Consider the following 17,864-nt stretch of genomic DNA (forward strand, 5'->3'; position numbering starts at 1 on the left):
AATGGATTTATATAGAAGGAGGTTTACAATGGATATAAGTCGTTTTACCGCGTTAGCTAACATGTATAGTGAAGCTGCAAGTAAAGTAATTGAATCCCAAAACCAGTTAAAGGCATCAGTTGAATCAAATGGAGAGAAGTGGGTCGGAGAAAAAAGAGAAAAGTTTGATCAAAAGTATCAAGAGATTCAATTAGCATATAGTAATTATGCACAAGAATTAATGAATACAAGCGCTGCATTGCGAAGTGCTGCGATCCAAATAGAAAAAATATATAACGAATTAGTGCACGGAAAATAAAGGTGTTAACTGGGGAGGGAAATGAATATGGGAAGAGATATTTCGATTGATGTAAATAGTGTTCAAACGATGGCAAATGATTTTGTTAAAGAAATGACGTACATAGAAAATCTATCAAAGAATTTAAGAAGTCAAATGAATGAAGTTGTTTCAATGGCATATTATAGTCCGTATTTCCAAAATTGCATAACTGGGTTAGTTTCTCAAAATGCTACTACACATCAGGCAGAAAATAATCTAGTAAGTAAAATATCAAAAACAGAATCATATGCTAGAAAGACAGCTGATCAATTTGAAGAAGCAGATAGTATGTTAGCAAAGTTATTGAAATTTAATGAACTATGGGGAAATTTCACTGCAGCTGGTACTACATCTTTATTAACGCTAGCCGCTTCAAGGACGGGGTTTCCTAAGTTTGTGAAAGAAGGTGTAAAATGGGGTGTGCAATATCAGGATGATTATATGCGAGCAATAAGTAAAATTGAAAATTCTAGATTTAAAAATTATGTTCGTTTTTGGTTGAATCCCTTAAGTTTAGGAAAAAAGTATAAAGATTATCATGTAGGAGATTTCATTGCAAAAAAACTAACGAATTTTTATCCAAAGGTAATTGTCGACTATAGTAATGCAGCTGAGAACATTAAAAAGGGTTATAAAAGTGATGGATTCAAAAGTGCAATGAAAACAGCAATGAAAACCGATGCGGAAAGTCTTTTGAAAACTGGAGCGAAATTTGCAAAATCTAATGCTATTTCTGGAGTATTGGTTACGGCCGCAGGAGAAACGGTTGGATTAGGAATGAATGTTTTTGATAACTATCGAAAATATGGTGGAAATGAAGCTGTATTAAAACGAGAAAATGCAAAAGCGGTTGGAAGAGCGGTAAATAATACAATTGTCGGTGGTGGCGTTATTGCAGCTGGTGGAGTAATTGGAGGAACGATTGGGACGTTTATTGGGGGACCAGTTGGTACAGTAGTTGGAGCGGCAGCAGGATCTTTTCTTGCAGGATTTGTATCGGACAAAATTGCCTCAAAAACAGCTGGATTTGCTGAAAATATGGCTGTGAAATTTAAAGAACCAATCCATTCAGCTATTGAAGTGACAGGTTCTACATTGAAAAAAGCAGGGGATTTTGTAAATAAAGTGGAAGATTCAGCTAAGTCTTTAGTAAATAAGGGGAAAAATTTCTTTAAGAAATTTGCATTTTAATATCAAAAATGAACAAGAACGGGATGGGATAGTATATGAAAGCCATATCATTAACAGTTGATGAACTAATATATTGTTTTTACAGTGAAGGGTTATTTGAAAATGGGATAGCATTAAAACAAACTTTTTTTGGAGATATGTCAGATGAATGTTTAGAAGTTGTATTTCAAGCGGCTTGTCGATCATTACTGTCGAAAGATTACATTAGTTATGAAAACCATAAGTTTAAGGTGAAAGAGAAAATTGCAAAAATTATTTCGTCTTTACACTATTCAGAGTCTTCTTTGAAAATATCCAAATTTGTAGACAGCGAAAATCAAGAAACTACGTCCATTCATATTGGTGAAAATGGGATGATTCAGCACACATTGCTATATGATAGCCAAATCCATACGTTTTCTATTATAGGTGAAGACGAAGTCCAATCAATAGTTGGGGAGTATTTAAACGTTACAACACATGATGTTCAAGAAGAGTCCATTTTAACCTTCACAGAAGAAGAATTCGATGAAATGTTGAATATAGTGGATCGTGATCCACAATCTTTATATGGATTTCTACAACGCTTTGGCAAAGATATGAGATACATAGCAGCATTTTCAACAGACGTTTGTAAAAATAAAGGGTTTATGAATAGTATAGTCGTTTTTGAATTTAACGAAAAGAGAGAGCCGGTAGTAAAAAATGCATACTTTTTTGTTGAAGGAAGCGAAAATACTTGGATTATTACAAAAAACAATGTAGATCAGAAATTTGAAGTAAGAGAGTGTAATCAAAATGTAATTGGTACATATGTAAAGAAAGACATGGATATGTATAAACGCAATGTAGTGCAGTCAAAATAGAGAGGATTAAGAAATGAACGATAAATCGATAAAAAAGACAAATAAGGGCATTGAGGTTACATTTAGTAATTTTGATGCAGGATGTGCTATTATTTGTGGTTTCATTATGGTAGCAGTGGGAATTTATCTTTTTATAGGTCCTTCAGATGAGCATTGGTTGTTAAGAATTCCTTATTTTATTATGGGGATCATTACATTGTCCTTCTTTGGAAGTATTTTAATGAAAATTTTAACGGTTGTGATTAGAAGAAAGACATTACTTACAATAACTTCAAATGGAATTGTTTGTAAAAAAAGAGTCGTATATTTTTCAGAAATTGAAAATATGTATATTGGTTGGCATAATAAAAGGCTGCGAGGATTAGTTTTTAAAGATTTAATTATTTATACAAAAAGTGGAGAAAAATTTTTTGTTTGTACATATAACATAAGTGATACTGAGATTCAGGCAGCTATAGAGCAATATGTGCTACCTTATGTAGATAAATATTGTCTCGCAAGATGGAGAAATCAAATGGGGAATCCTACTAAACATATGAAAAAAGAAGATTAAATAATAGAGAGGAAGCTACTATTCATTTTTTCTTTTTATAGAAAGTTTAGTGTTTTTTGCCGGAATTGCTTTAATGGATGCTAAATCTTCATGTTACAAGATAAGGGGGGGATTGTATATGCTTGATGAGTTATTAGAAAGTATGTTTGATGCCGAAAATGATTCGAAATATTATACTATTGCAGGTATATTAGGTAATGAGGGATTTTGTGAGAAAAAGGTGACGATTCAAAAGGGAATGCTTTCATTTTATACAAAGGAATTTTCGGTTGATCAAGAAATAGAAGGAAAACATTTTCAAGCTCGAAGTTATGGACATGCAGTAATACTTTCATGGGTAACAAGTCAAAATGAAGTAACAGGTATGTGCATTCATGAAAAAGAAATAGATCGTGTATCAAGAAAAGTGATTAAGGTGAAGGGAAAAGATGCTTATATTATTAATACGAAAAGAAGTGATTATTGCATTATTAAACAAGAATGATTTAACAAATCGATGGAAAAGGTAGGTGAGAAAAGTGAAGTATATAGAATCGGTAACAAATACAGTATTAGCACAAGTGGTAAGAGTACTTGACTGGAATATTGATAAATATAGTCATGGGAAAATATATATGGATTTAGGGAAATATGATATGCGGCAGTCAATCATTGCATTACAGGAAGGTCGTTACGATGCCAAAAACGGGAATTTTCAAGTAGAAAATGAAACGTACGTTTCGTCGTTTTATGTGCAATGTGATAAGAAAGAAGAAGGTGCACTTATTTTTTCTTATTTAGTAGAAAATGATGTTGTAACTGGTAAATATATAGAGGGAAAATCGATTAAACAATTATATAGAGAGATAATGGAGATAAATGGGGTTAAGGGTTATTTAATTAACACGCATGACAAAGATTATTTTCTTATTAAATAATGATAGCGTATTTTATGATTTAAGTATAATGGAATATCATCTGTATGTACTGAAAAAGAAATTGAAAAGTATGTGTTTATATATACATCAATTAAAAAACCGACATCCCCCCCTTCTTTTTAGGTGGGAGAGAGTATCTGGCCATGCATAGAAGCGTTCAGGGCCTTTTTCTGCCACNNGAGCAAACGAGTGTAGGTTACTTTTTGTTCTGCATAGCAGGGAAATGAATATACGTGAAATAAGCCAAGGTTAAGATACCTTGGCTTATTTCCATGTATAAAGAAGTGCTTATTAAAATGTGCAGTTAGAGGAATGAATCAGCCTGCTCCAGGTGATAAATAAAGCTGATACAGAGGGAGTTGCTGCTCTATGTGTATAGCAACTATTAATAAGAAAAATGATTATTCGTTCTCAACATATTAAATGTAGCTTATTCATATAAATAGTAGAGTATTTATATGAATAAGGGTGGATTCTTATGTCTACAGATTAACCTGTTCCTGGCCACTTTGTTATGGACCCTCAACGTGCTATGCTTTTACCTCCAGAATTGAAAGCGGCACCATCCGAATCATTAACAGAACAACTTATTTATTGAGAGATCTTTAACTGAAAATCGATTTTGGTTACGAATTATGATGGAACACTCTCGTTTTATTGCTTCTTTGCTTGATCAATCCGAGCGAAATTTGGTTCATACCGCTTCGAAATTTGGAGATGATTTTGAGGTTTTACTCAATCAAGCTCGGGATGTTGAGTCAATGTTATATAAGAAAGAACCAACATACCCGATTATTGGGAAAATGAGTAAAGATAGTGAAAATGCGACTGTTGAATTAAGAAACTTCAAAAAGACAGGCTTAGAGCTCATTCAAACATGTCAAATTCGAAATGTAATTAATGTAAACCGATAATAAAGTTGTTTAATTCTTAATGAACTAAAGCACCTGTTTGTTTAAGTGAATAAACTCACATTTATAATTCCTCTCAAATATAATATCAGTTTATATATTCACAATTCTTCTCTAACAGGTTCTTCACTAAATCTCTTAGATAAATTGTAATTTGTTAATCGATGTGCTTGTGTAACCACTGCTCAAATACTTTCAACTGTTCTGCAGTATGAAAGTAATGTTCACCTACTTCCATGACTTCTAATTCACAACTGTGTTTTTTTGTAAAATAGTTAATAGTTTCAAATTCGCACAGTTCATCCTTGGCTCCATACATAATATATGTATCTGTATTCCATGTATTAATAGGATGTTCTTTTACATAGCATAAATAATCCCAATATAACTTTTGACCAATAGGTGTTTCTATAGTCATTTCTTTTTGCAAAAGCTCTGGTGTTACATTAAACCATTTCATCATATTTTCGATAATTCGTTCCATATTAAATACCGGTGATAAAAATAATGCCTTTTTTAACACATCGTTTTGATAAGCTAAAAGGCTAAAATAAGCTCCCATACTACATGCAAACACGCTTACTTCTTTCCAATGTTCTTTTGCGTAATTCATAATTATAGATAATTCACTAACACAAAACTGTACTTTACAAGGAGTATTATCATTTTTTCTTTCTCCATGCTCAGGTAAATCAAAGCTTAATACTTGATAACCTTTTTGATTGGCTTCTTCAGCTAATACTTGAATCACTGTATCTTCTTTATTTGACATATTTCCATGTACTGCAATAAAAATTTTTTCACTCTTTTCTCCCCATAAAACTGCGGGAATATTACTAATTTTAAAATTGTCTTTAAGCATATTTCCTCCATAGAATAAGACGTATGGGATTTGCAAAAAATCACATGCATTTTATATTCTTCTACTTAATTTAAATAAATCAAACTATTCATAACTTAACACAAATTAATTATAATATCTCTCTATATCTGTATAACATAGTCAACTTTATATTTTAAACCTTTCTTTTGTCCACCTCTTCAGAAGCTTACAAGTTCTCTTATTTTGATTTCTTATTGAGCTAACCTGCACCGTTAGTGGAAGAAGGATTTTTAAACAACTATATTATTTTTTAAATGACTTTATTGTAAATTAAACAACTTTATTATCTCTGCACAATTAATCCATTATTAGCTGATCATGTTACACGAGAAGCTGAACATTTTTTATTGATGATTTACGTTTTAGAACAACGATTAAAACAAAAACAAGCGGAACAATCTACTCAATAGTTAAATATAGTAGAGAAAGGTCTTTTGTACGTGTTTTATTACACCTGGATGAGGTGCTCTTTTCATGTAAATAACACGTACACTGTAACTCAATAATTTTGATATTAATAAAATTTAAATTCCTGAAAAAACTTCAAAAAGAACATTAGTTCGTGNNCACGAACTAATGTTCTTTTTATTTGAGCATAATTTGTTTGTAAAAGTTACGCAGTGTTAATACAAACACACGATATGTTCAAATCTATATAACAGATATGGAAGACATTCATTAGTCTTATGTTAAGGGATGTTGTTTATATAATAGTGAGTACTGCAAGATAGAGAAACAAACGAGTAAGGGGACATAGATCATGAGTAATGCAAAAATGCCAAAAGAAAAAGAAATGGTAACATGGACTCCGTTTGCAGAGATACCAGAACGATTTATTAGTATACGAAAGATACTAGAGGAACAAATGAAAGTGCCACGACCAATATTAACTCAAGATGCGAAAGATAGAATTGAAGATAAGTTGTTAACTTCGTTGTTATCGGAAGAAGAAATATTGATTACATATTATGAAGATGGTTATGTGCTTACAAATTATATAACTGTGATACATATCAATCCTATAAAGCAGACTGTAACCTATACGGATGCATTTTATCATATAAGCACTTTGAAATTTATTGATATAATTGATATCAAGTAAAAAAGCGGTTTCCTTTTGTTATGATGTAAATCGAAGTTTTGGCATCAGAAGCTTATTAGGCATCTGTTGTTTTTTCTTTTGATTATTTCTTATTCTATTAATTTATATAGAAAAAAAGAGAAAGCTTTGTTACTATAACAAGCATAGTCCTGTTTGTTTATTATAGGGAATAAGCAAAGAAGAGGACGTCAACAAGGGAGGAACAACATGAAACGTGTTGCATGGTTTACTGATAGTACAACTGCTAGCTTTACAACAACTGGGGATAATTTTGTCATACCCATCCAAATTGCAATTAATGGAACAGCCTACAGAGACTGTGAAGAAGGTGTACTTGAACATGTTTATTCTGCATTAAAAGAAGGAGTAACTGTAACAACGTCACAACCCAATTTAGGTGAGATGGTCGCACTATTTACTAGATGTAAAGAAGAATATGAAGAAGGATTCGCGGTCACAATTAGTGGGAAGGTAAGTGGAACCTATCAAAATATGATACTCGCAGCAGAAATGGCGGAGTTTCCTTTAACTATAATAGATAGCGAAACAGCAAGTTATCCAATGGATGAACTTTTATTAAAAGCTCAAATGTTATACCGTGAGGGAATGACTTTACAACGTATACAAGAAGAAATACAACACGTTGAACGAAGTCCATACTATGTATTTCCAAAAGATCTAAAAGGATTATATGCTAGTGGGCGTGTGAAGGGCGTGCAATTTATATTAGGTAGCATACTGAGTGTAAACCCAATTCTAGAAGTACAAAACGGCGAAGTCGTGATGAAAAAGAAAGTTCGAAAAATACAAAAATGCAAAGAATATGTGCAAGATGAACTTGAGAAAGAAAAACCAAACATGGTACACGTGTTTCATGCTAATGATGAAGCTGGTGCAAAAGAGTGGATTGTGGACTTAAAAAAAGCATTTCCTGAAATGACTTTTTTACTCTACCCACTTCCTATATCTTTTGCTGTTCATGCAGGAGCTGGAACAATTGCAATCAGTTTTTCGAAAAGTAGAACCTGTGAATAATTCACGGGTTTTTTTGATGGTCAAATTCTTACTTTAGAAGTAAATCAGGGAATGAGAAATGGTTATAGTGAATAGGAACGTTCCAAAGTTTTTCATGATGTTTACCTTAGAGTTAAAATGAAAATTCATTTAATGTTTCAGTGTGATAAATGGATAAGATGATTGATAAGCGTAAATGCAGTGAATAAAAGAGAAGGATTAACTATACATGTGAATTTCGCACACTCTAAAATGAATATCCATAATATGCACAAATCGATTTTGTATGTGAGGGAGAGAAGGGATTATGAGAAGCATGTTTTTTATAATAAAAACCGTATTCCTTCGATAACCTATTCTGCGGCACACGGGATGGTTCAGACTGTTCAGCAAGCAATACAAGCGCAGATTTTAGCCATGCAAGCACAAGAAATGCAGTTTTATGATTCAACTACACAACAGTATTATCCTATGTATGTTACACAGAGCAGCGTGCATTTTTCAATAATTCCATTCGGCTCTGTGTACAATTTATAAAGCATTTTTTGATTCTGTTAGCAGTAATTCATTAAGCAGTTCCGAATTGGTTTTGATCCGCAAGATCAGAATCAAATGTGTTTGTTGCACTAACACCATTAAAAGTGTTAACAATAAAAGCGACATTAGAGGCTCCTGAACCATTGTAAGCCTTTGTATTTTCCTTTGGAGAAACATTGTAAAAGTCACCTAAGTTAAAAGAACCATTACTGCTTTGTACAACTAGATTGGCTACAACTGATGGCATAATTTTCACCTACTTTATAAGTATATATACATCAATTAAAAAAACGACATAAACCCCCTTTTTCAGGTAGGAGAGAGCATCTGGCCATGCATAGAAGCGGTCAGGTCCTTTTTCTGCCACATACGAAGTAAAAACAGAAAGAGCAAATAAGTGAAGGTTACTTTTTATTCTGCATAGCAGGGATTTAGATGTCGGAAAATTAAAATGGATTTATATAGTTGTTAAAATTACAATATGATTTTATATTTCAAAAGGTTCATTGGATGAATATTACATTATAAAGTGAAGAGGGCATGCTCGTTAATAAGGTATAAATTCATAGGGAAATGTTAAAATTTTTTCATGAATTTATCGTAGGATATTTTGTTTTTTAAATGTTAAAATAGAATGAACAAGGTAATAATTATTGATTGAACATATAGTGGGAGATATTCTATTCATACAATCAAGAGTAAGATAAAGGTCACTTACTAAGGGTTAAAAAAATTAAATTTTACTGATAAATGTATGCCTAATAATAAAGTAAGGGAGGAACTAATAATATGAATAATGTTATTAAACAAGTAGATTTAACAGATGCTAAATCAAGTAATCTCGTTGCTTTTATTCATACAAACCATGTTACATTGGTTGAAGAAGCGTTTTGTCCCAATAAAATAGAATTAAATTTTCATGAAATTGCGATTTTATCCGCTATAAAAATAGCGAATATTACGAAAGTCTTGATTAGAGAAGAACTAGAAGCGATGTTTCATGATACAGGCGTATTATTAGTAAAACATGATTATGCTAGAAACAGTAGTAAATCTGTAGCACTGCAATTTGATCAATTTAGAAGATTGCAAAATGAAATTGAAGGGTTGAACAAGAGCATGAAATAAAATAAAGGCTTTATGAAAGGAGTTTAATTGTTATATGCTAAAGGGATGGTTTGGAAAAAATCCTGAGAGATCTAACTGTAAACATAAATACAATTTTGTTAGGATGCAGGACTGTGAGGACTTTAAAAAAGGACAATTAGGTGCTGCTTACATTTATCAGTGTGAAAAGTGCGGGAAAGAAAAGGTTAAATATAAAAATAATAACGATATCAACACTGATTTTTGGAGTATATAGGTGTGAATATCACGAAAAATCTTGGTTTGGAATCTAAAGGAAGAGATGGGTTATATAGATGAAGTTAATATAAGAGTATTGGATTATGTATAAATAGATGTAGAAATGTTGGAGTCATGTTTAACAAGGATAATAACCCTTTCGGCATTCTATTATAAATCATTTGCTTCTATCATAGTGTTTGTTCTTGAATGCTCTATCACAATTTGAAACATGTAACATGAACGGAGAAAGAAATATAAAGATTATGCACCATTTTAATAGGACAAGCATATATTGAAATATGAAAAAAGCGTAAGTCGCTTATTTCATACTCATTGAAAACTCCTTATCCAAAAAGNNCTTTTTGGATAAGGAGTTTTTGTTTTGAAAAATAGTGAAGAGGTTATGATGCACAAAATTACATATAGAAAATAAAATGGAGAAATACGGGTGTTATCGTAAGGTGGCAAGATAAGAATTCGAAACAGTAGAACAAAGCATTTGGTTTTGTAATGGTTTTAAATAGGAGCATGGCAGACCTTTAAGTTGAAATGAATAATTGGCATTTTAATATAGGTGATGAAAAATATGAACCTAAGGAATTTAAAAGTTACAGGGGCATGGTTTCAAGTTGGTGGTAATCTTATAGCGGCTATTGGTACAACGAGAGGGTTTGTAGGGGAGGAAGACGCTGAATCAGAGCTTGTTATTGTTGGTAGTTCATTACAAGCTCTTGGGTATATATTGCAACTGGTAAAACCAGATCGTGTGGTAGAAAACATAGAGGAAAAGAAGGATATCAAAAGTGAAGAGGAAAAAATAAAAAAAAGAAGTGAATCCTTGGAAAAAACAGGGATTGAGCTGTTAGCTTTAGGAAATGTTTCAAATGTAATCGGAACATTTTTTAATCGACAAAGGAAAATGAAAGGGAATGATTATCTTATTATTACGGGAAACAGTTTGCAGTCTGTTGGTGCGTTTCTTGGGGTGGAAGCAGCACTACTCAATAAGATTACTGATATTCCATGGTTAATTGTATTTGGAAATTCACTGCAAAGTTTAGGGGCTGGGATGCAAGCCTATCAAGGGATACACAACATATCGAAAGGAGAAAAAGAAGAAAGAGGAGAAATAGATAAGAAAAACCTTACAGATAAGGAGAAGGAAGAAGAAGGAGAGGATGAGAGATTAACGGGACTGATCGGTATTTGGATACAGGCAATTGGAACGTTAATCTCAGCAATCGGATTAACGGAAATTGAAACGGAAAACAAAAGGGATAATTTGAAAATCGATAAAGGTAGTTAAAAGGTTTATTTTTTTAGATGGGACAAGGAATATAGAAAGAAATGCTTTTCGTGTTTATTATCATCATCAAAAAATAGTATTAGATCATTATACGTTGTAGGTTTTCCTTCTTTTCTGTCGAATATGTAATAAAAGGGAGGTAGTGGAAATGGCACAGTTTGAATTAGAGAAAGTCACTTATTTAGGAGAGAGAAAAGAGGAAATAGATTTTCATGTAGCTTATGTAAGTATTGATAACTATTTAGACTGGAAAGTCATTATACGTGGAACTACTGATCAAAATAAAATTTTTATTGAAATAATGAAGAAGAATGAGCAACCAGTATTTGAACTTATTACCACTGAAGGGGAAACTTTGCAAGGTAGAACAAAGATAGTGAGGTTTATTCATAAATTAATTGATACAGAAATAGATTTGTTCGGTATAGGAAAATTGAATGGCTATGAGATAAGAAGCGTCCAATAGGATGCTTCTTATCTCTTTTATCCCGCTATTTACGGGCAGTAAGACCCCCACCTCAAAATTCAGCAAAAGCAAAGAAGTTAGGTGGGGGATCAACTGCCCGTAAAAGCCCGATTCGTTCAACTAATAATCAGTGGGGGATGAAGAAAACCCCCACTGATTAAAATTTCACTTTATATAAATCCATTTTAATTTTTTAACATATAAGTTGTTGCTATGTAGAACAAAACACGATCTGCATTCGCTTTCTTCCTTTGTTTTAATCCTTGCATGTGGCAGGAAAAGGCCCTGACCGCTTCTATGCATGGCCGGATGCCCTCGCCCACCTAAAAGAAAGGGGTTTTTATGTAGGTTTTTCGATTTGCACTTATATAGTAGCGCATTGCTTAGATGCTGTTAGTCAAACAATTTACAATGAGGAGACTTGATAAGAATGATGTATTTGTTAGCGATTCTTTTTCCGCCACTTGCAGTATTACTTTGTGGAAAGCCATTTCAAGCAATTGTAAACTTCTTTTTAACACTGATTGTTTGGGTGCCAGGAGTTATACATGCGATCCTTGTAGTGCATGATAAAAAAGCTGACCGAAGTCTTGAGAAACAAATTAAAGCATACGACAAAATAAATAAACGAAATAGAAACTGAAGTGGTATGTATATATTAGAAAATTTACTTTTCTAAAAAATGACTTCTAAATAATAGGAGTCATTTTTTATTTCTATAGTAAAAGAATAGCCTCATGTGTATTTTTACTTGGAGATTTTTGTAGTAGGTTTGAAATTATAAAACAAAACGCCTATTCATATATAGTTTGAGCTATATACATATCGTTAGATGGTAATCCATTAAGTAAAGCATTACCATTGTTTTACCCATTGGAATAAACAACAAGACAAGCTTTGAATGTTATCTTAAGAAAGGAGCAGATAAAGTATGAAGAAACATATTATTGATATCTCTAAGTGGAACGTGAATATTAATTGGGATGTAGCGGCGCCACAAATTGCTCTTGCAATCTGCCGGGTACAGTATGGCTCAAGAACAGTAGATGAGCAGTATAAAAGCTATGTCGCGAATTTGGAGCAACGCGGTGTCTCGCATGCTGCATATGCGTATGGCTGTTATGCTTCGGTTAAAGATGCAATTGTAGAAGCGAAAGATTTTATGGCAAGAACAAGTCCTAATGCTAAGTTTCTTGTACTAGATGTAGAAGACGATACACTTAAAAGCTGTGGTCCTAATAAGTTGGCTGAAGCATCTCAAGTGTTTATTAATACTTGTCAAGCGGCGGGGTGGAGAGTGGGGTTATATGTAGGTCACCACATGTACAACAAGTATGGATTAAGTGGAGTGAAAGCGGATTTTCTTTGGATCCCTCGTTATGGCGGAAACAAACCAGCTTATGTATGCGACATATGGCAATACACTGATTCGGGGAATGTGGCTGGCATTGGAAAATGCGATTTGAATTATCTTATAGGCGATAAAAGTTTATCATGGTTTATTGGAGGAGAAAATGCATTGGCAGATGATGGGAGAAGAAAAGTAAAAACAGGCGGTTTAGGACTTGAAGCGGTCAAAGAAGTTTCTGGGATTTTATTAGAGCAGAATATAAAAGGTTCTATCATTTTCGAAGGTGAAAATTCTACACCGTACGTACTAACTGAGAAGATGAGTAATCCAGGACTAGACAAATTCACTGCTTGGCTCGATGAAAAGGGATGGCATTACGAATATATTCCATATTAATGAAAAGAAGACATTATGTTGAATCGCATAATGTCTTCTTTTTGTACACATTGCCTGATTGTATGAATAGTGGTTATGTTAAATTTTAGTGTGACGATAAGAATTTTTAATGTAAGTATCGTGATAGTAGCTTTTTGATGGAGCGTTTAGTAATCCTTTGTAAATACTTTCTGGTACATCATAGAAATCGTATGTGCTATTTCTAAACTTAATTCGTAAAATCATAGATGATGGATTATAACCTACAGCGACTAATTTCTTGGAAATGACTGGATATAGGGTCATGTTTGTTCATCTCCCTTCTTTAAATATACTTAGAAGTTTATGAGGTAAAATCCTACTATTTTGTAGAATTATAATACTTAGATGATGTATAGTAAGTATGATTACCAGTTGTTGAATTTACTTTTTTGTAAGTTCACACGAAGTTCATATTGTTGTGCTATTTTTATGTCACCTTTGATTTGCTAGCATGATTTAAATGGAGAAGTTTGACCAAATGTAAAAAAGGTATATTATTTATACGGGGGTATTCTATTTTGGAAAACTTGAAAATCGACCTGTTCTATTCTATGTGTTAAAGGAGAGCATTATTAGAGGAACAGAAGAGAAAAATGGTTTGTCTGAAAGTATTGCATTATTTGTACAATCTGCAAGTTAAGAAAGTAACGAGTAGTACTTTGGGATTTGGTTTTTGATGAACTATTTTTATCGATGATAGGTGTATTTACTAAAGAAAGAGCAATATTTCATTTTCAAGTAAATCAATGGGAGAATTGAAAGGCAGGAGAAAGCAACATGTCAGAAAATTATCGTTCTCGAGAAGAGCGAAGACAAGTTCAAAAGAAAAAACAGCCAACTGTTACAAAAGGAAAAACAAAAGAAAAAGCAAAATCAAAAGGTAAAACATCGTTTTTTCGTAAATTTTTGATTGGTTGTTTAATACTTGGAATCGTGGCGCTCGTAGGAGGAGTAACTACTTTTTTCATTATGATTAAGGATGCTCCTAAACTTGAGAAGTCAAAGCTTGTCAATCCGTTATCAGCAAAAATCTATGATAAAGATGGCAAACTGATATATGAGTATGGGAAAGAGAAACGGACAGAAATTACGTATGATCAAGTACCGAAGTTGGTAGAAAACGCATTTTTAGCTACAGAAGATGCACGCTTTTATGAACATAGTGGGGTCGACTTTAAAGGTACTGCACGTGCCGTTTTAGTCAGTCTTACTGGGAATTATGGTTCACAAGGTGGAAGTACAATCACGCAACAGGTTATCAAAAACTATTTCTTATCTATGGATAAAACAGCTAAGCGAAAAGCGCAAGAAATATATTTAGCCTATAAGTTAGAACAACAATATTCAAAACACGAAATATTAGAGATGTATTTGAATAAGATTAACTTAGGAAATCGTTCGTATGGTATTGCAACAGCAGCGGAAAATTACTACGGGAAAGAATTAAAAGATTTAACTTTACCAGAGGCTGCGATGCTTGCAGGATTACCAAAAGGACCTAGCATTTATGATCCAACAAAACCAGAAAATGTAGAGAGAGCAACAGAACGTAGAAACGTTGTGCTTCATCTAATGAATCGACATGGTTATATTTCTAAGGAACAAATGGAAGAAGCATCAAAAGTACCTGTAGACAAAGGACTTCTTCCAGCTAAACAGGTAACAGAAATGCCATATCCTGCATTTATAGATGCAGTGATGAAAGAAGTAGAAAAAGAATTACCAGATGTAAATATTGGATCAGATGGTTTATCTATATACACGACGTTAGATCAAGAAGCACAAAAGCATGCTGATAAGATTTTAAATGAAAATATTATTGGTTACCCGAATGATCAATTCCAAGGTGCTTTCACATTTATGGATACAAAAACGGGAGAAGTTCGTGCTGTAGGTAGTGGCCGTGGTGAAAATAAAGCTACATTTAAAGGACACAATATGGCTATCGAGCTAGAGCGTTCAGTAGGTTCAACAATGAAGCCAATCTTTGATTATGGTCCAGCAATTGAATATTTGAAATGGCCAACTTATCATCAATTAGATGATTCACCATATAAGTATTCAACAGGTCAACAAGTTCAAAATGCTGATAAGTCGTATAAAGGTATGATGACAATGCGTGATGCTCTTAAGATGTCTCGCAACATACCAGCGATTAAAACAGCGAAGGAAGTTGGATTAAGTAAAGCGCAAGGCTTTGCAGAAAGTTTAGGAATTCCATTTGATAAAGCAGCAGTGGAATCGAATGCGATTGGTAGTAATGAAGCTTCACCAACTGAAGTTGCAGGAGCATATGCAGCATTTGGTAATGGCGGGAAATATATAAAGCCGCACTTTGTTAGAAAAGTAGTTTATCCGGATGGAAAATCAAAAAGCTTTGAACCAAAAGCAAAAGTTGTTATGCAAGACTATACAGCATACATGATTACTGATATGTTGCGTTCAGTTGTTAGTTCAGGTACAGGTACAGCAGCAAATGTAAGCTCTTTAGATGTTGCGGGTAAAACAGGAACAACGAATTATTCACCTGAGGATATAGCAAAATATCATATACCATCTAATGCATCACGTGATAGTTGGTTTGCAGGTTATACACCGCAATATACAATGGCGGTGTGGACTGGATATATGAAAAATAGCTCTGAAAATTATATTAGTAGTAAGAATACAAAAATTGCTCAACTTATATTTAAAGAAATGATGGGTAAATTTGGAACAAGTAGTGCTAAGTTCAAAATGCCAAGTAGTGTTGTTCAAGAGGGTAGTGAATTGCGTGTGAAAGGTGCAAAATCAGATTCTTCTCCAAATCCGAGCACGTCAAATTCAAACTCAAGTGATCAGAAGCAAAATGATGATCAAAATAAACAACAAGAACAACAGCAACAAACAGATGAACAGAAAAAACAACAAGAACAACAAAATGAAGAAAATAAGAAAAATGATCAAAATCAAGACAATGCAACAAATAATCAAAATGGAAATGGTCAAGGAACCCCACCAAGCGGTGGAAACGGAAATGGCCCAGGAAGTACAAATCCACCAAGCAGTGGAAATGGAAATGGCCCAGGAAGTACAAATCCACCAAGCAGTGGAAATGGAAATGGTCAAGGAAATCCAAACCCACCAAGTAGTGGGAATGGAAATGGTCAAGGAAATCCAAACCCACCAAGCGGTGGAAACGGAAGTGGCTCAGGAAATCCAAATCCACCAAGCGGTGGAAGCGGAAATGGCCCAGGAAATCCAAACCCACCAAGTGGTGGAAACGGAAATGGCCAAGGGGAGACAACATCAAACCAATAAATATAGAGTTTCCTAAAAGTCTATAGCATATAGAAATGTATTCAAAAACACCTATGATACCGTATATGAATCGGTAACGTAGGTGTTTTTTTTATGCAGTGAAAAGCCTCTGTGTTATTACTATATGTTAAAAGTCCCATAAAAATTTTGAAAATAAATTGAAGGGAAATGATAGAAAATTTGGGAGGGAGCATATGGAGAAGGAGTGGGATAACCTGGACCATAATAGGGAGTGCCACTAGGCGGTGTGCCGTGCTGCCAAAAGGAAGGGACTGCTGCACCGGGCAGTTGATAGTGCTGCCAAGTTGCGGGAAGTTCAACGCCAACATCAGAACTTCCTGCGTGGACTGGGGCAACATGTACAGAAGGAGCTACAGGAGCTGCAACGGCAATTCTTGTAGGGAATACATACATAAAAGATCACTCCTAAATTGCATTATAGAGCAGTATATTCTTGCACAAGCTGTAAATGTGTACATAAGTTTTTAAAGAATAAAAAGTGAATGTAAACAAGAAAAAGGAAGAACAAAAAATGAGTTCTTCCTTACTTAAGCAAATTTAAATAGTTTAGCAGCTCTATTAACACCAATCGTCATGGTTACCGATTGCTAACGCGCTAAAAGAAATTGGACCTACTATTGCAGCTTCTGCATCAGATGTAATATTTTCAGCAGTTAGCGTGTAAACATGCTTTCCAGATCTTAGATCTTTGTCAATTGCTTGGAAAGTTATAGCATAAAATTGTTCTGAACCAGTTGATTCGATTCCAACTTGTGTATTGAAAATCTGAGTTGTATCACGGAAAATACGAAACACGATTTGAGCGATATTTGTAATTCCTTCAACTCCAACTGTTGCAATTAATTCGACTGTATTATCACGAGAATTTCTATGAGGGATATTTATTCGTAACTGAGCAACGTTATTTTTTTTAGGAGTATGCAAAATTGGTGTTGGGTGTCCTGCATCTGTTTTATTACGTGGTTGAGTAGCTTGGAAATCAATAATATGAGTCATAATTTTCACCTCCTATTTTTGATATATAATATGAGGTTACGTAGAAAAGAGCTTGGATATTTTTATTGATTTTGAGCTGTAAAGAGAATTTTATTAAGAAAGTAGATTTAAAGTATGACATTAAAATTGAATCTATAGACTGACGATTTTGTTCGGTTTGTTGTTAGATATGGTGGAAATAGCACAATTCAATCCGGTTATTTTTTCGGATTAGCTTTTGAAGCGCCAGAAGATATAGCAACACCTACTGAACGGGACGGCATCTAATTTTTTGTTGATGCGGATGATATTTACTAGTTTCAAGACTATGAATTAGTTGTGAGTTATCAAACAGAAATGGATGAGATTGAATTCAATTATGTAAAATAATAACTTTATTAAAAATAAA

General features: G+C 33.6%; 21 protein-coding genes and 2 pseudogenes. 18 read left to right on the plus strand and 5 right to left on the minus strand.

Annotation, left to right across the window (positions count from 1 at the left end; all coding sequences use genetic code 11):
* From COO03_RS24075 to COO03_RS24105, 7 genes and pseudogenes are all read left to right on the plus strand, one after another.
* Positions 1-298: WXG100 family type VII secretion target (locus COO03_RS24075; RefSeq protein WP_097899491.1), on the plus strand; the 298-nt coding region annotated here is incomplete at its 5' end.
* Positions 299-325: 27 nt separating this feature from the next.
* Positions 326-1,510 (plus strand): hypothetical protein, encoded by a 1,185-nt coding sequence (locus COO03_RS24080; protein WP_097899492.1) that lies wholly within the window; start codon positions 326-328, stop codon positions 1,508-1,510.
* Between the two features lie 35 nt (positions 1,511-1,545).
* Positions 1,546-2,355 carry a hypothetical protein gene (locus COO03_RS24085; protein ID WP_097899493.1) on the plus strand — a complete coding sequence of 270 codons (810 nt, stop codon included), beginning with the start codon at positions 1,546-1,548 and terminating at the stop codon, positions 2,353-2,355.
* A 13-nt stretch (positions 2,356-2,368) separates the two neighbouring features.
* Complete coding sequence (locus COO03_RS24090; protein WP_097899494.1) at positions 2,369-2,908, plus strand: DUF5381 family protein; 540 nt, start codon at positions 2,369-2,371, stop codon at positions 2,906-2,908.
* A gap of 118 nt (positions 2,909-3,026) precedes the next feature.
* The gene (locus COO03_RS24095; RefSeq protein WP_097899495.1) at positions 3,027-3,392 is read left to right on the plus strand and encodes a hypothetical protein; all 366 of its coding nucleotides are present in this window, start codon (positions 3,027-3,029) and stop codon (positions 3,390-3,392) included.
* A 34-nt stretch (positions 3,393-3,426) separates the two neighbouring features.
* Positions 3,427-3,825, plus strand: a complete 399-nt coding sequence (locus COO03_RS24100; RefSeq protein WP_097899496.1) for a hypothetical protein — start codon at positions 3,427-3,429, stop codon at positions 3,823-3,825.
* Between the two features lie 514 nt (positions 3,826-4,339).
* Positions 4,340-4,727 (plus strand): annotated as a pseudogene (locus COO03_RS24105) (DUF2935 domain-containing protein); the annotation flags it as partial.
* Positions 4,728-4,893: 166 nt separating this feature from the next.
* Here the strand turns inward: COO03_RS24105 and COO03_RS24110 are convergent.
* A complete protein-coding gene (locus tag COO03_RS24110) occupies positions 4,894-5,598 on the minus strand; it encodes an alpha/beta hydrolase (protein ID WP_097899497.1) in 705 nt (234 codons plus the stop codon).
* 317 nt (positions 5,599-5,915) lie between these two features.
* On the opposite strand from COO03_RS24110, the pseudogene COO03_RS28270 reads away from it, so the two are divergent.
* The 4 genes and pseudogenes from COO03_RS28270 to COO03_RS24125 all read left to right on the plus strand — a co-directional run.
* A pseudogene (locus COO03_RS28270) lies at positions 5,916-6,029 on the plus strand (DUF2935 domain-containing protein); the annotation flags it as partial.
* Between the two features lie 350 nt (positions 6,030-6,379).
* Positions 6,380-6,721 carry a YolD-like family protein gene (locus COO03_RS24115; RefSeq protein WP_097899498.1) on the plus strand — a complete coding sequence of 114 codons (342 nt, stop codon included), beginning with the start codon at positions 6,380-6,382 and terminating at the stop codon, positions 6,719-6,721.
* Between the two features lie 207 nt (positions 6,722-6,928).
* Positions 6,929-7,756, plus strand: coding sequence for a DegV family protein (locus tag COO03_RS24120; protein ID WP_097899499.1), 828 nt, complete (start codon positions 6,929-6,931; stop codon positions 7,754-7,756).
* Between the two features lie 246 nt (positions 7,757-8,002).
* Positions 8,003-8,272 (plus strand): DUF3947 family protein, encoded by a 270-nt coding sequence (locus COO03_RS24125; protein WP_097899525.1) that lies wholly within the window; start codon positions 8,003-8,005, stop codon positions 8,270-8,272.
* 31 nt (positions 8,273-8,303) lie between these two features.
* On the opposite strand, the gene COO03_RS24130 is transcribed toward COO03_RS24125, so the two are convergent.
* On the minus strand, positions 8,304-8,519 hold the full coding sequence (locus COO03_RS24130; RefSeq protein ID WP_097899500.1) for a spore germination protein: 216 nt from the start codon (positions 8,517-8,519) through the stop codon (positions 8,304-8,306).
* A 542-nt stretch (positions 8,520-9,061) separates the two neighbouring features.
* On the opposite strand from COO03_RS24130, the gene COO03_RS24135 reads away from it, so the two are divergent.
* The 6 genes from COO03_RS24135 (at position 9,062) to COO03_RS24165 (ending at position 13,138) form a co-directional block, all read left to right on the plus strand.
* Entirely contained in the window at positions 9,062-9,400 is a 339-nt protein-coding gene (locus COO03_RS24135; RefSeq protein ID WP_097899501.1) for a hypothetical protein, read from the plus strand.
* Between the two features lie 34 nt (positions 9,401-9,434).
* Complete coding sequence (locus COO03_RS27900) at positions 9,435-9,635, plus strand: hypothetical protein (RefSeq protein ID WP_097899502.1); 201 nt, start codon at positions 9,435-9,437, stop codon at positions 9,633-9,635.
* Between the two features lie 570 nt (positions 9,636-10,205).
* Positions 10,206-10,925 carry a DUF6944 family repetitive protein gene (locus COO03_RS24145; protein WP_097899503.1) on the plus strand — a complete coding sequence of 240 codons (720 nt, stop codon included), beginning with the start codon at positions 10,206-10,208 and terminating at the stop codon, positions 10,923-10,925.
* Positions 10,926-11,073: 148 nt separating this feature from the next.
* Positions 11,074-11,391, plus strand: a complete 318-nt coding sequence (locus tag COO03_RS24150; protein WP_097899504.1) for a hypothetical protein — start codon at positions 11,074-11,076, stop codon at positions 11,389-11,391.
* Between the two features lie 430 nt (positions 11,392-11,821).
* Complete coding sequence (locus tag COO03_RS24160; protein WP_097899505.1) at positions 11,822-12,034, plus strand: YqaE/Pmp3 family membrane protein; 213 nt, start codon at positions 11,822-11,824, stop codon at positions 12,032-12,034.
* A gap of 288 nt (positions 12,035-12,322) precedes the next feature.
* Complete coding sequence (locus tag COO03_RS24165; RefSeq protein WP_097899506.1) at positions 12,323-13,138, plus strand: GH25 family lysozyme; 816 nt, start codon at positions 12,323-12,325, stop codon at positions 13,136-13,138.
* Positions 13,139-13,216: 78 nt separating this feature from the next.
* Here COO03_RS24165 and COO03_RS24170 read toward each other — a convergent pair whose 3' ends face one another.
* Positions 13,217-13,423, minus strand: a complete 207-nt coding sequence (locus tag COO03_RS24170) for a KTSC domain-containing protein (protein ID WP_097899507.1) — start codon at positions 13,421-13,423, stop codon at positions 13,217-13,219.
* A gap of 513 nt (positions 13,424-13,936) precedes the next feature.
* Between COO03_RS24170 and COO03_RS24175 the strand changes: the two genes are divergently transcribed.
* Positions 13,937-16,459: a transglycosylase domain-containing protein gene (locus COO03_RS24175; protein ID WP_097899508.1), complete on the plus strand. Its 2,523-nt coding sequence runs from the start codon at positions 13,937-13,939 to the stop codon at positions 16,457-16,459.
* Between the two features lie 120 nt (positions 16,460-16,579).
* On the opposite strand, the gene COO03_RS24180 is transcribed toward COO03_RS24175, so the two are convergent.
* Both COO03_RS24180 and COO03_RS24185 read right to left on the minus strand, forming a co-directional pair.
* Positions 16,580-16,873: a hypothetical protein gene (locus tag COO03_RS24180; RefSeq protein WP_097899509.1), complete on the minus strand. Its 294-nt coding sequence runs from the start codon at positions 16,871-16,873 to the stop codon at positions 16,580-16,582.
* Positions 16,874-17,038: 165 nt separating this feature from the next.
* Positions 17,039-17,476: an exosporium protein C gene (locus COO03_RS24185; protein ID WP_097899510.1), complete on the minus strand. Its 438-nt coding sequence runs from the start codon at positions 17,474-17,476 to the stop codon at positions 17,039-17,041.
* Positions 17,477-17,864 lie beyond the last annotated feature (388 nt).

This window comes from Bacillus sp. AFS098217 (assembly GCF_002551815.1).
Lineage (GTDB): Bacteria > Bacillota > Bacilli > Bacillales > Bacillaceae_G > Bacillus_A.

Excerpts from the sequence above, each read along its gene's own strand:
- COO03_RS24080 (WP_097899492.1), top strand. The coding sequence starts at position 326 with ATGGGAAGAGATATTTCGATTGATGTAAATAGTGTTCAAACGATGGCA.
- COO03_RS24085 (WP_097899493.1), top strand. The coding sequence starts at position 1,546 with ATGAAAGCCATATCATTAACAGTTGATGAACTAATATATTGTTTTTAC.
- COO03_RS24090 (WP_097899494.1), top strand. The coding sequence starts at position 2,369 with ATGAACGATAAATCGATAAAAAAGACAAATAAGGGCATTGAGGTTACA.
- COO03_RS24095 (WP_097899495.1), top strand. The coding sequence starts at position 3,027 with ATGCTTGATGAGTTATTAGAAAGTATGTTTGATGCCGAAAATGATTCG.
- COO03_RS24110 (WP_097899497.1), bottom strand. The coding sequence starts at position 5,598 with ATGCTTAAAGACAATTTTAAAATTAGTAATATTCCCGCAGTTTTATGG.
- COO03_RS24115 (WP_097899498.1), top strand. The coding sequence starts at position 6,380 with ATGAGTAATGCAAAAATGCCAAAAGAAAAAGAAATGGTAACATGGACT.
- COO03_RS24120 (WP_097899499.1), top strand. The coding sequence starts at position 6,929 with ATGAAACGTGTTGCATGGTTTACTGATAGTACAACTGCTAGCTTTACA.
- COO03_RS24125 (WP_097899525.1), top strand. The coding sequence starts at position 8,003 with ATGCACAAATCGATTTTGTATGTGAGGGAGAGAAGGGATTATGAGAAG.
- COO03_RS24130 (WP_097899500.1), bottom strand. The coding sequence starts at position 8,519 with ATGCCATCAGTTGTAGCCAATCTAGTTGTACAAAGCAGTAATGGTTCT.
- COO03_RS24135 (WP_097899501.1), top strand. The coding sequence starts at position 9,062 with ATGAATAATGTTATTAAACAAGTAGATTTAACAGATGCTAAATCAAGT.
- COO03_RS27900 (WP_097899502.1), top strand. The coding sequence starts at position 9,435 with ATGCTAAAGGGATGGTTTGGAAAAAATCCTGAGAGATCTAACTGTAAA.
- COO03_RS24145 (WP_097899503.1), top strand. The coding sequence starts at position 10,206 with ATGAACCTAAGGAATTTAAAAGTTACAGGGGCATGGTTTCAAGTTGGT.
- COO03_RS24150 (WP_097899504.1), top strand. The coding sequence starts at position 11,074 with ATGGCACAGTTTGAATTAGAGAAAGTCACTTATTTAGGAGAGAGAAAA.
- COO03_RS24160 (WP_097899505.1), top strand. The coding sequence starts at position 11,822 with ATGATGTATTTGTTAGCGATTCTTTTTCCGCCACTTGCAGTATTACTT.
- COO03_RS24165 (WP_097899506.1), top strand. The coding sequence starts at position 12,323 with ATGAAGAAACATATTATTGATATCTCTAAGTGGAACGTGAATATTAAT.
- COO03_RS24170 (WP_097899507.1), bottom strand. The coding sequence starts at position 13,423 with ATGACCCTATATCCAGTCATTTCCAAGAAATTAGTCGCTGTAGGTTAT.
- COO03_RS24175 (WP_097899508.1), top strand. The coding sequence starts at position 13,937 with ATGTCAGAAAATTATCGTTCTCGAGAAGAGCGAAGACAAGTTCAAAAG.
- COO03_RS24180 (WP_097899509.1), bottom strand. The coding sequence starts at position 16,873 with ATGTATGTATTCCCTACAAGAATTGCCGTTGCAGCTCCTGTAGCTCCT.
- COO03_RS24185 (WP_097899510.1), bottom strand. The coding sequence starts at position 17,476 with ATGACTCATATTATTGATTTCCAAGCTACTCAACCACGTAATAAAACA.